This window comes from Pedobacter suwonensis (assembly GCF_007833675.1).
GTDB lineage: Bacteria > Bacteroidota > Bacteroidia > Sphingobacteriales > Sphingobacteriaceae > Pedobacter > Pedobacter suwonensis.
Genome location: NZ_CP031708.1, coordinates 5,157,442 through 5,170,334 on the forward strand (window position 1 = coordinate 5,157,442; position 12,893 = coordinate 5,170,334).

11 protein-coding genes are annotated in these 12,893 nt (G+C 40.3%); 7 read left to right on the forward strand and 4 right to left on the reverse strand.

Going from position 1 to position 12,893, the window contains the following annotated elements:
• Positions 1-24: 24 nt before the first annotated feature.
• From DV942_RS21175 to DV942_RS21200, 6 genes are all read left to right on the forward strand, one after another.
• Complete coding sequence (locus tag DV942_RS21175; protein WP_145860835.1) at positions 25-1,230, forward strand: glycoside hydrolase family 76 protein; 1,206 nt, start codon at positions 25-27, stop codon at positions 1,228-1,230.
• Between the two features lie 19 nt (positions 1,231-1,249).
• A complete protein-coding gene (locus DV942_RS21180) occupies positions 1,250-3,604 on the forward strand; it encodes a GH92 family glycosyl hydrolase (protein WP_145860837.1) in 2,355 nt (784 codons plus the stop codon).
• A gap of 22 nt (positions 3,605-3,626) precedes the next feature.
• Positions 3,627-4,796, forward strand: a complete 1,170-nt coding sequence (locus tag DV942_RS21185) for a glycoside hydrolase family 76 protein (RefSeq protein ID WP_145860839.1) — start codon at positions 3,627-3,629, stop codon at positions 4,794-4,796.
• Positions 4,797-5,434: 638 nt separating this feature from the next.
• The gene (locus tag DV942_RS21190; RefSeq protein ID WP_186462371.1) at positions 5,435-6,271 is read left to right on the forward strand and encodes a PAS domain S-box protein; all 837 of its coding nucleotides are present in this window, start codon (positions 5,435-5,437) and stop codon (positions 6,269-6,271) included.
• A gap of 24 nt (positions 6,272-6,295) precedes the next feature.
• The gene (locus tag DV942_RS21195) at positions 6,296-6,658 is read left to right on the forward strand and encodes a response regulator (protein ID WP_145860844.1); all 363 of its coding nucleotides are present in this window, start codon (positions 6,296-6,298) and stop codon (positions 6,656-6,658) included.
• 17 nt (positions 6,659-6,675) lie between these two features.
• Entirely contained in the window at positions 6,676-7,203 is a 528-nt protein-coding gene (locus tag DV942_RS21200) for a DUF892 family protein (protein ID WP_145860846.1), read from the forward strand.
• Here the strand turns inward: DV942_RS21200 and DV942_RS21205 are convergent.
• The 3 genes from DV942_RS21205 to DV942_RS21215 all read right to left on the reverse strand — a co-directional run bounded on the left by DV942_RS21205 (position 7,196) and on the right by DV942_RS21215 (position 9,497).
• Entirely contained in the window at positions 7,196-7,789 is a 594-nt protein-coding gene (locus DV942_RS21205) for an HPP family protein (RefSeq protein ID WP_134203298.1), read from the reverse strand. The two genes, DV942_RS21200 and DV942_RS21205, sit on opposite strands and share 8 nt — an antisense overlap.
• A 196-nt stretch (positions 7,790-7,985) precedes the next feature.
• Positions 7,986-8,576 carry a nuclear transport factor 2 family protein gene (locus DV942_RS21210; RefSeq protein WP_145860848.1) on the reverse strand — a complete coding sequence of 197 codons (591 nt, stop codon included), beginning with the start codon at positions 8,574-8,576 and terminating at the stop codon, positions 7,986-7,988.
• A 396-nt stretch (positions 8,577-8,972) separates the two neighbouring features.
• Complete coding sequence (locus DV942_RS21215) at positions 8,973-9,497, reverse strand: TetR/AcrR family transcriptional regulator (RefSeq protein WP_145860850.1); 525 nt, start codon at positions 9,495-9,497, stop codon at positions 8,973-8,975.
• 264 nt (positions 9,498-9,761) lie between these two features.
• On the opposite strand from DV942_RS21215, the gene DV942_RS21220 reads away from it, so the two are divergent.
• Positions 9,762-10,583 (forward strand): alpha/beta fold hydrolase, encoded by an 822-nt coding sequence (locus DV942_RS21220; protein ID WP_145860852.1) that lies wholly within the window; start codon positions 9,762-9,764, stop codon positions 10,581-10,583.
• 1,287 nt (positions 10,584-11,870) lie between these two features.
• Here DV942_RS21220 and DV942_RS21225 read toward each other — a convergent pair.
• A complete protein-coding gene (locus DV942_RS21225) occupies positions 11,871-12,737 on the reverse strand; it encodes a DUF5694 domain-containing protein (RefSeq protein WP_145860855.1) in 867 nt (288 codons plus the stop codon).
• Positions 12,738-12,893: the final 156 nt, after the last annotated feature.

The window sequence follows — 12,893 nt, forward strand, 5'->3', positions numbered from 1 at the left end:
GCCGGTGGTTTTTAAACCTGTTTTATGAAAGCAATACTCAGATATACCGTATTTATGCTCGCCCTCTTTTTCGCAGTTTCATGCAAAAAAGAACCTGCGCCGGCACCAGTTCCTCCACCGCCTGTAGTGCCTCCGGTAGTTCCGGGCGCACCGGTCAATTACCTTCAGCAGGCAAAGGATACCCACAATTTTACAGTGAATAACCTGCTTACTGCCAGCTACGGATACCGGGCCAACACCACAACCAAATCTTCGAATTGTTTTGAGTGGTATAACGTAAGCCAGATTTATGCCGATGCCGCCATGGTTGCTGCAGGAGAAACTGGTTATTTGGTGTACATGAACAATACATTCAAATTCATGGACAACATGTGGGATAAGAAAGACCTGCGGGGTGGGTATTTCGCTTCGGTTAACCTTGATGGTAGCGGCGCGGGCGGAGATAAATATGTGGATGATAATGCATTAAGCGGAATGGTATACCTGGAGGCTTATGAGGTAACAACAGGTGCCGATAAACAGGCTTACCTGGCGAAAGCTAAAGCCTGTGCTGACTGGCTGATTAACAGTGGCCTTTGGGATAACGCTTACGGCGGAGGCTTTTACTGGAACACCCAGAAACCTGAAAAACCAACGCAGACCAATGGATTAACCCTCCAATTGTTCGCTAAACTGTATGGTTTAACCGGCGCATCCATCTACAGAGACTGGGCAAGGCAGGTTGATGCCTGGCTGAGTGCAAAAATGTTCGATCCAAATACCGGCCTTTACATCTGGAAGATAGATGGCGCCGGTGAAGGCTTAAAACACAACGAAAAATTTACCTACGATAATGCCATCATGGTAGAAGCTTTTCTGATTTATAGCCAGGTTTTCAACGATCCTTCTTATCTAACCAAAGCACAAAACTTGGGAAAAGCCATGAATAATACGCTCTGGAACGCTCTTTACAAAGGTTATGTTTTTAATACCGCAGAGACCAGGATCAACCCGGCATGGTGTGCCTGGGGCTCGCAAGCCATGATCAGACTTTATGAAGCCGACAAAAATGAAGCCTGGCTGGTATATGCCAGAGAAAATATCAACCGGCTAAATATTGCCAATCGAAATTCAACTACATTGGGCTATTATTTCTTTGCAGGCTTTGATGGCCAGAACCGTTCTACAGAAATGGAAACTGTAGATCAGGCCTGGATGCAAAGACTACAGGCAATGCTATCAAAATTTTAATAACAGATCCTCCATTTTTATGAAAACAGGCCTTAAATCGCTATCCGTTCTCCTGATTTTAATTTTTTTTCATGCTATTTCCTATGCACAGGATGTGCTGAAATTTGTGAATCCTAACATCGGTACCGCACACAGCAGGTGGTTTTTTTACACCCCCGCAGCAGTACCTTATGGAATGGCAAAACTTGCACCTTCTACCAATGGCAGTTACGGAAACCTGCAAGGCTGGGAGGCCGTTGGTTATGATACCCGGCACACGTCAATAGAGGGCTTTGTGCATTTTCATGAGTGGCAGGTTGGCGGGATCAGCTTTATGCCAACAGCGGGTAGACTGAAAACTGTTCCCGGGGCACTTGAAAAGCCCGGAAGCGGTTATCGTTCAGGTTTTTCGAGAAAAAATGAAATTGCAGCACCAGGGTACTATTCCGTAATTTTGGACGATTTTAAGATTAAAGCAGAACTTACGGCTACAAAGCGTGTGGGATTTCATCGATATACCTTTCCAAAATCAGACAGTTCAAGAATCATCCTGTCGATAGGAAATGTTCAGGGCGAAAGCGGGCCGGTAACCGACGCCTCGGTAGAAATGATTGATGATACCCATTTTCAAGGCTATGTAATTACCTATCCTAAATATGTTAAAACCTATGATGAGGGCGGGCGCGTTGCCATGTATTTTTTTGGGGAACTCAATAAAAAGCCATTTACAGTGGGCGCTTTGGATAAAGATGCCGCAGTAGCGAATCAAAGATCATCGAAAGGAATCGGTGCAGGTTTATATTTAGGCTATAAAACTGCAGAAAAGGAAAGCATCGAAATCAAGGTTGGCCTCTCTTATACCTCCATTGCCAATGCAAAGCTCAACCTTAAAACTGAAGCCGAACACCTGGCCTTTGCTACGGCAAAAGCAGCTGCTCAGCGCGAATGGAGTATTGCACTGAATAAACTCAAGGTATCAACCAAAAATGTTGCGGCTAAAACAAAATTTTATACCGGCCTTTATCATGCGCTTCTGGGGCGGGGAATCGCCAGCGATTTGAATGGAAATTTTCCAAGACACGATGGTACCATCGGTCAGCTGCCTAAAGATGCAAAGGGGAAATTCAGCTACAATTTTATGAATACTGATGCCATATGGGGAGGTTTCTGGAACCTTACCCAACTATGGGCACTTTCTTATCCTACCCATTACAGTGATTTTGTGCACACCCAGCTGGAAATTTATAAAGAACGTGGCTGGTTTGGTGATGGAATAGCCAACAGCAATTTTGTTTCCGGCGTGGGCACCAATTTCGTGGGCTTAGCCATCGCGGGGGCTTATCAGGCTGGCATTCGTGATTATGATTTGAATTTAGCTTATGAAGCCGTAAAGGGAAATGAACTGGGTTATCAAAACCGCCTGGTAGGTTCGGGCAAAATGGATACCAAAAGTTTTATAACGAAAGGTTACGTACCCTATTTAGATGCCGACAAAACAGATTCGACCGGGTCTCATTTTTCCGGTTCGCATACGCTTGAGTACAGTTACAGCGCCTTTGCTGCAGCACAATTTGCCAAAAGGTTGGGTAAAACAGCAGATTATCAGAAAATGATCCAACTGTCAGATGGTTGGAAAAATATATTCGATAAAACGTTAAAGCTTGTGCATCCTAAAATGGAAGATGGCACGTTTATCAACAAGTTTGATCCTTTAGAAGCATGGCGGGGCTTTCAGGAAGGAAATGCCACACAATATACTTTTTATGTGCCGCAAAACCCTAAATCCCTGATCAATGAGATCGGAGAGAAAACCTTTAATAACAGGCTGAATGAAATTTTCGAAACCTCCAGAAAGAATGCTTTTGGTGGCGGCAAAACCATAGATGCATTTGCAGGCATACAGTCTCTTTACAATCATGGCAATCAACCCAACCTGCACATCAGCTGGCTATTTAACTACTCTTCATCGCCCTGGCTTACGCAAAAATGGACGAGGGCCATATGTGATGAGTTTTATGGAACGGAAAGCATCCACGGTTACGGTTATGGTCAGGACGAAGATCAGGGCCAGCTGGGTTCCTGGTATGTCATGTCATCGCTCGGACTCTTTGATGTAAAGGGATTGACGGATTTTAGGCCAACCCTTCAGATTGGAAGTCCTGTTTTTGACCAATCAATCATTACACTGGGCAACGGGAAATTGCTGACCATAAAAGCTGAAAACAACTCAAATGAAAATGTTTTCGTACAATCTGCTTCCTGGAATGGAAAGGTACTTAACCAGGCCTGGCTGTATCGGGATCAACTCATGCAGGGTGGAACGCTTACCCTGAAAATGGGAAGTAAACCCAATAAAAACTGGGGAGTAAAACTGCCGCCCCCATCAGTTCAGTAAACCGCGGTGAGTGCTAAAATATATGAGAAAGATCACCTGCATCCTGGTATTGCTTTTCTGTGGTAGTGCCTATGCTCAAACACCCGTCTTAAAAAACATATACAAAGCCCGGGCTGAAGAGATGTTCACTAAAATCTGGACACACTATCGTATTGATAGTTTCCCGGGGCTCTTTAGCGAACATTATCCATCAGGTAAACAGGTAAATCTCGATTATTTTCAGGGTGTGGTTGTACACGAAAAAAAGGTTAGCTTCTTATGGCCTTTTTCAGGGATGTTCTCTGCCGCCAATGTATTGGTTAAATATCCAGATCTAAAGGATAAATATACGCAGTATCTGGATTCACTGAAGATCGGTGTTTTGGCCTATCGGGATACCGTACGCATTCCGTCAGGTTATCAGGCATATCCCGTAGCACTGGAAAAAGCAGACCGGTACTATGATGATAATGCATTGGTGTGCATTGATTACCTCGAAGCCTACTTCAATACAAAAGACCCGCTGTACGTCAGAAAGGCTAAAGAAGTATTCCGTTTCATCGAAAGCGGTTGGGATGAAAACCTGCAGGGCGGCGTTTATTGGCTCGAAGGCCACAAGGATCAGAAACCTGCCTGCAGTAATGGCATGGCAACCCTGGCAGGACTAAAACTTTATGAAGCAACTCATGAAGTGGCTTATCTGAATTGGGGAAAACGATTTTATAAGTGGATGCATGCCCGGCTTAGAAATCCTGATGCCATTTATTACAATGACATGAAGATGGATGGTACTCAGAATGCTACTTATTATACTTACAATACAGGATCTATGCTGGAAGCGGCCGTACTTTTGTATCGCTTTACAGGCGATCGCACTTATCTCCATGAAGCCCGGCTGGTCGCAAAAAATGCCTTCACGTTTTTTTCTACCCCCAACAAGGGGGGATTCCGGTTCAGGATTGATCTTCCCTGGTTTGTTACGGTTTTATTCAGGGGATATGAGGCGTTATATAAAGTAGACCATAACCCAACCTATGTTAATGCGATCGCTGCAGATCTGGACCGCGCCTGGAAACTTTCCAAAGATCAATACGGATTTTTAACGGCAAAATGGGCTACCGACCAGGAAAGTAAAGAAAAGCCAAAATGGCTGCTTGATGAAGCTTGTATAGCAGAGCTTTACGGGCGAATTGGATTGTTGAATATCAGATAATTCAATAAAAGATATAAACATCTCATTCCTGGGGCCGGTATCGGCGGTTTGCATCACTTCCGATTTGGTTAATGTGGAGACCGGGAATTTAGTGCCTGAATCTACCCATCGGATAAAAGTTGATTCGAAAGGAAATTCATCAAATATTATACAAAGTCGTCGCCAAAACTTTAAACGGGACACCACATTCAGGAAAGGTTGCAATAGCCATTTCCGGACCATTTGATTTATGATAAGGGTATTTCCTTACATGAAAGGGTTCGGTATACGAAAATTCATGGTTTTTACTATAGTAACCGGCTATGGTTCTGCAAAAGGGATGAACGGAAAGCAACAGACGCTGAATATTGGCATTATCCCTCTATGGGCAGCATTTTTGAACTTGCTGCGGTTCGAATGAGATATTGATTACCCATATTGCATCAAATCTCCATCAAAATATAGCTTAATTACCACGGCTAACTAGTAATGTTGCCGTAATTTGGGTTAAAATCTGGTGATAAAACTGCCATATTAAACCAAAAACTGACAAAATTTTATATCTCATGGAATTATGAAACAATAGCTATAACTATGTGTTGCAAATGCATAGGGTATGAACGGGGGACATGCCTGTTTATCATGCAGAAACATGTAAAATGAAAGATAAATACGTTAATAACCAGGCTGACCTCGAATATTATTTTGAACAATATCCAAACCTGCTGTGCATTGTGGGTGAAGACGGATTGCTGAAGAAAATTAATCCTGCCGTTCAAAATTTATTGGGTTACTCTGATGAAGAGCTGTTTAATTCACCTATAGATGATTTTATCCATCCCGATGATCGGGAGGTTGCTTCTCATGTGAGAACCGCACAGGTAAATAGTGCGCATTTTGCCGAGTATGATAACCGCCTGCTGACCAAGGATGGTAAAACGGTATGGCTTTCCTGGTCATCTGTTTTTATCGAGCGCGATCAGGTTTTTTTCTCCATTGCAAAAGATATTACCAGCAAAAAAAAGGAAGAAGAGCAAAGTCATATTGTCTCCATCCTAAACCGTTTGGGAGAAGAGCAAAAGGCCAGGTTTTCGCAGGAAATTGCCTTTATCAATCCCGAAATCCACCCTGAAGTGCCTGATTTCAGGTGGTTGGGACTCAATGAGACCTTAGCGGTTGCCGACCAGAAGTGGATGGAAAAGTTTGAAACGCTGGTCCGCAAACATGCAGGTACGGCTAACCTGAATTTAAAGTTTTTAAGCGCGGAAATGGCCATGAGCGAACGTCAGGTTTACCGCTATATCGATAGGATTGTTTCAATGACACCGAAAAAACTAATTACCATGGTACAAATGCACATGGTGTGGGAGATGATCTCGAAAGGAAAAGAACACAGCCCGGCTGCTTTAGGTAGAATGGCAGGTTTTTCCTCGACCAGCCGGTTTAAAAAAATGTTCTATAACATTTATGGAATTGATGTTACAGCACTGCTGTAAATTAAAAAATTTTAATCTGGGTATATGTATAAAAAAGTATTGGTTATTGATGATGATGAAGAACTTTTATGGCTTTTCGAAACAATCCTTAACCAGGAGCAAATTCAGACCGTTACTTATCATTCCGGTATTCCCTTAGCAGACATTATTGCTACAGCACCTGATCTGGTGTTATTGGATGTAAACATTATCGGATATAAAAAAAGCGGGGTTGATATCTGTACAGAAATCAAAGCCAATAAGCACCTCCTCCATACACCGGTTTTGTTGGTATCGGGAGAATCGGATTTAAATGCACTGGCGCGGCGCTGCGGTGCAGATGATTTTATTGCAAAACCTTTTAATATCGATTATCTGATGGATAAAGTAAAGAAACTGCTAACTTAGGGCAATTTTAAAATACTATGTCCGAACAAACCAATCCACCAAATGCCTGGGAAAGGATCAACCTTGGTTCTGAAAGGTTAAAGCTTTTTTTCATCAAACATCTCGACCGTATTTATACCGCTAAAATACATTTAACCCATAAATTACCCCTGCTGGCCGAAGAGGCCCGTTTTAAAGATCTTCGCAACGCCATTTCCGATACTGTTGGAAATGTGGAGAAGCAGCTTGCACGCTTGCAGCTGATTTATACCCTGTTAGACAGTGATCCATCAAAAGGCAGTATTCATGGCCTCTCCGGATTAATTGATGATGCCTTTGAAGCCATTAATGAACAAAAAGGAGAAGCAGAACTTCAGGACCTTTCGATTATATTCTACCTACAGAACATCGAAAGTGTAGAAATGGCCTCATTTCAGATTTTACAGATGGCTGCAGTCAGGCTCCATAACCCTCATATCAATAAACTACTGAAAGAAAATTATGAAGAAGCAAAGTCTGACCGGACCTTGCTGTTATTAATTTCTTCGAAATATATTGTTAGCTAGTTTGTTTTTTCGCTTTTTTTCTCAATAATCGTCTAAATCTGGTGCGTGTAGGGTAAGTTCTGTTCTTAGTCATATTGTTGAAGAGCAAAGCTATCAATAACAAGATGATACATCCTGATAATACAGGAGAAAGTACATACCAATAACCTAAACCGGCAATTTTACCGGGAGAGCTTACCGCTATCAAAGCAGTTGCACCACCGGGAGGATGCAGGGTTTTGGTGCATTGCATTACTATAATGGAAAGAGATACTGCCAACGGTGCAGCTAACCAGATAATATCAGGAATAAGCTGGTTGATAGTTACCCCTACCAGGGCCGACAGCACATGCCCGCCAATTAAATTTCTGGGTTGCGCAAGCGGACTTTGGATTGCTCCATAAATTAATACACTTGAGGCTCCAAAAGAGCCTATCAGGAATATGTTCTCTTCCTTTAACAAATAATGCGACTGAAGAAATGCAATTAGCCAGATTCCAACAAAGGCACCAAGAAACGACCAGAAATGTTCTTTATAATCAATTAGGGTTTCTTTGTAGATAATATACTTTGATACCCTGAATGTTCTTCTCATCAATTTCTTCATTAGATTCTGTTTGATATATAAAATTAGTCGAATGATTTTATAATTATGATTTTAATTTCTGTGAGTAAAAATATTGTATCAATTTTTCTATAGCAAATGGACCTGGGAAATTTTAAATTCTCAAGTCCATTAGATATGTTCAGATCAATTGGAAAATATTGGCTATAATTTCTTTTATTTTGAAATTCGAGTTTCACTAGTTAAACTTTCGCTCCTCTTCTTTAATGGGTAAATCATTAATGCTGGCATAGCGCTTTTTCATTAATCCGTTTTCATCAAATTCCCAATTTTCATTGCCATACGCTCTAAACCATTTTCCATCCTGATCCATGTACTCGTATTCGAATCTGACAGCAATGCGGTTATCGGTATGCGCCCAGTACTCTTTTTTGAGCTTATAGTTCAGCTCCTTTTTCCATTTATCGGCAAGAAATTTTATGATGTCAGCTCTGCCATTCACAAACTTATCCCTATTTCTCCATTCGCTGTCAATGGTATATGCCCTGGAAATTTTTTCAGGGTTTTGACTATTCCAGGCGTCTTCCGCAAGCTGCACCTTTTGCAAGGCAGTTTCCAATGTAAAAGGTGGGAGCGGATACTTTTTTTCTACTTGCGGAGGCTGTTGGGCTTTTTCGGTCACTGCAATAGCAGAAGTGTTGCAGGTAGCATTTTGTAATCCTGCTTTAGCCTGATCATTGGTAAGGGTGTTAGTTGAACCATTGTGTGCGGTTGCTACCGTTTCTGCCAATCTTCCAGCTGATTGCGGAGTTTGTGTAAGAATTCTCATAACGCTGAGTTTTTTAAAATTTAAAAATGAAGTTTGGTCAACAAAATTGACAATAAAGTTAGCTGAATCATTTTTCGTCAATAACATCCTTTTCCGCTGTTGAAAATCAGATCGGTTGCATGATTTATGATTAATGTTGACATAAACTAATTATTTAACATCACAAATGTATCACTTAAGACAAATATAGACAAACCTGTCTGTATGTTTTTTGAATATTATTTTTTTTATATATTTAAAGTTTTAATAATCAATGCAATATTTTTTAAGGTGTGATAATTGCTTCGAAGAAAATTCTGTTTAGCGTTTTTAGGCAATGTTTATGGGTGATGAAAAGGAATTCTTTTCGCCCTATGGACTACAGAAAGATTATTAAATTATTCTTTTTCTAATTTATCAGATTAGATTTTTGATAATCATTTTTGATCTTTCTATCAATTGGTTGGATTTAAACATTTTACTTTCCATTATTGAACTTTCAAAAAGCATGTAAATTTGGTCGGATGTACTTTCATCGTTTATAAGAGATGAAAAAAAATTTCGAAGATCTGTTTTGTGATCCTGAATTACTTTTAAGATTTTAATATTGTCGTTAGGAATCTCTGCCAGGACATTTAGAAAGCTGCAACCTCGAAAATGTTCCTTTGCGTTCATATAAATCAAAAAGTTGAACGATGAGATCACTTTTGATTTTACATCTTTTTCTGCTTTTATAAAATGATCAAGTTCAGCAAACCAATATTTATGCCTTGCCTCCAGGAATGCAACACACAAGTCTTCCTTAGATTTAAAATGCTGATAAAAACTTGCTTTGGCTACATTTGCTTCAGCAATGATCTGATTAATTCCAGTTGAATTATAACCTTGATTAGCAAAAAGGTTGAGCGCTATTTCTAAAATTCTTTCTTTTGGTGAAGGCATACTGAGTATTTAACAGACAAAGATAAGAGATATCATTTGTAAATAGACAAACTGGTCTGTGTTTTACTTGTTTTCGGAATCAACTGTCATGCGCTAAAATTATTTCTTGCCAAATAGAAATGAGCATCAATGATTTACCAGATAAATGTGAAAGATACCATAGGTCAAGATTGATTTGCATTTACAACACTACATTTGGTATATAATAAGAACTGAAAACATTTTCTTAAAATATAATCGACCATAAACAAAAAACTAAAAACCATGAGTACACTAAAATTAAAAGACGGAACAGAGATTTTTTACAAAGATCAAGGTCAGGGACCAACTTTAATGTTTCACCACGGCTGGCCACTATCATCAGATGATTGGGATGCACAGGTGATCTTTTTTTTACAGAAAGGCTACCGGGTAATTGCGCACGACAGGAGAGGGCACGGCCGTTCCAGCCAGGATATCTACGGGCATACGATTGAACAATATGCGGCTGATGCGGCTGAGCTGGTAGAATTTCTTGATTTGAAAGATGTGGTTCACATCGGCCATTCTACGGGTGGTGGCGAAGTGATTCGTTATGTTCATAAATATGCCAATGGCAGAGCAAAAAAAGCTGTATTGATTAGTGCTGTTCCACCGATTATGGTTCAAAGTGAAAGCAATCCGGATGGTGTACCCATGTCTGTTTTTGATGGTATCAGAGAACAAACATTGAATAACAGACAGCAGTTTTATATTGATTTGACGATTCCGTTTTACGGATATAACAGAGAAGGGGCAGTTGTGAAAGAAGGCGTGCAAAGAAACTGGTGGAGGCAGGGAATGATGGGCGGAATTGTTGCGCATTATGATGGCATCAAGGCGTTTTCTGAAACTGATTTCAATGAAGATCTGAAAGCTGTTGATATTCCGGTCCTGGTGCTTCATGGTGAAGATGACCAGATTGTTCCTTACCAAAATGCTGGTTTAAAATCTGCCAAACTGTTGAAAAATGGGAAATTGATCAGCTATCCAGGCTTTCCTCACGGCATGCCAACTACGGAAGCCGAAACAATTAATAAAGATATTTTAGCGTTTATTCAGTCTTAGCTGCCCAAAGTTTAGCGGTATAATGAGTAGTTTTTTCCCCGGTCAGGTAGTCTAAAAGTTCAAAATAAGCCTACCGACCGGTATACAAAGAGGCTGCATCATGGGTAAAATTGTCATCCTGAGGGATAATTTATGATATAAAAATCAATATGATTGACGTTTTTTCCTTCGCACAATTCTTGCCTCGGCTCACCGCCGCCGAAGGGCTCTTACTTTTTGGCATCAAAAAGTAACAAAAAATGCCGGCTGAAAATTTATTCATTTTTCGATATGGTTTTCATCGGCATTCATGAGGGCTTCGCCGTTTTCTTTCAAAGCCAGTGTTATGGCTAGAACAGTGCAGTCCGAAAAATTTATTAGGCCGGTTTTAAGTAGAACGGTGATACGGTGCTATGGCCTAGCTATACGGAAATGCATGATGCCGCATTCTGCTCATTAATAGGTAATTACAAAATAACGTCAATGGTAGGGGTAATTTAATGGATAAAAATCGATGGCAATGACAGCTAATTTAGCAAATTGAAAGGCGAAGAGGCATCGTCATTGCGAGAAGGCTTTTTCAGCCGACGGCTAGCCCCGACTTTTCGGGGAAGCAATCTTAAAACGATCGCTACTAGCGTGCGCATTAAGATTGCTTCGCTGCTCGCAATGACGATTTTTATATTGGAGTCTGTCAATGGTAGGGGTAATTTATTTAATAAAAATCAATTCGCAAAAAAAGATTGCTTCGTCGTTCCTCCTCGCAATGACGACTTTTTTACGGACTCTGTCTATAGTCGCTTTTCGAAAAACAAGGTTTCTAAATGCTTTAAAGGCGTTTCGATACTTTTACTTGCTCAGTACAGGCTGAGTTCAACTTGACAAATTAGAGGTGAAATTTCAAATTTTATAAAGCTTCTTTTGTTTTTTTACAGCATTTTTAATGTAAGCAATTCAACAGACAGGGATTGGAAGTTATATTTTTTTAAAATTTTCAAAAACCAAATGCTTAAGATTCCGTTTCTTCGACATGGAAACTTTTAAGAGGCTAATTTCAATTATTTTAGACGTATTTTTTATTTGTCTGGTCGTTAGCGCCATTCTCGGCATGACCTTAGCTAAGCTGGCTTAATTTTTCATCTGATTTTACAAACCATTACGTTATTTAATTTGCATGGAAAGTTTAGATTCATTTGAAAGGTTGCTGGCCATATTTTTTGCCACCATTTTATTGCTTGGTTTCATTATCGGTACAGCCCTTTACCTGCTGGTATAAACCATGGCTTTTCAGGAGTTAATCCATTGGCGCTATTTCAGGCTGTCGAATTCGATGAACTCATATTCCGGCGAGCTCTCCAGTAATTGCCGGAGGATAGCACCATGACCGTTGCCGAATATGACTAGAATCCGGTCTTTTGGACTTTCGGTAATCTCCTGAAGGTTTCTAAAAATCCGCAGGTTCCGGCTGTACCAGTTTATGGCCAAGGCATCTGCACCTCTTTTATCATCTAACTTAAAATCACCCACAAGGTAAGCACCATGCCCAAGCTGGTGGTAGCGCTTCGAGTTTGTATGTCTGAAGTATGCTAACAAGGAAGTTTTAGTGCGTAAACTGTCTTCAGCTTTATACCAATGTTCATACATTTTGGAGTAAGGGTCTTCACTTTTATAGTCATAATCTTTAAACAAAGCTTTAAAATACTCCGGATCGATTTTGCTCAATGCAGAAACCATTGAGTTATCATCAATTGAATAAATGGTATCCAGCTTCAGTTCAATTGCCAGCCGCATACCAAGCTGGTAGCGTTCATCCCGCTCCGCCCTGTAGGCTCCGTTTTTGTATGCTTTTAATTTCTGTGTCGCTTTCCATTCAGGAAAAGCCTCAATTGCAATTTTTGTAGGCCTGAATTTTTTGATATAGTTTACCAGATCAGTAAGTTCTTTTTGCCTGGATGCTGACAGTACATCCACTTGATCATCGTTTGCGGTTATATGGGCATCTAATCCGGGATAGTGAAAATGAAAAGTCCCGACAAATAACACTTTTGTGCTTTGTTGAGGGAAATATGATTTTGTTGAAGATAAATTTTGATTGTGCTGTGCAAAAACGGATGAAATACCAATCAGCGATGGAATAATTAAGGCTGCCAACCGGCTAAAAATTGTTTTTTTCATATTGTTGTAATGGATTTGTGTATAAGACAGGTATTGGTTATCAATGTTGCATTACCAATACATCATCTGGATATAAACCTTTCGCGTTTGGTGTAAATTTAAATAACCACTCACTACCTCCGTAAAGGATATCTGGAAAAACCATTTTACCAACAG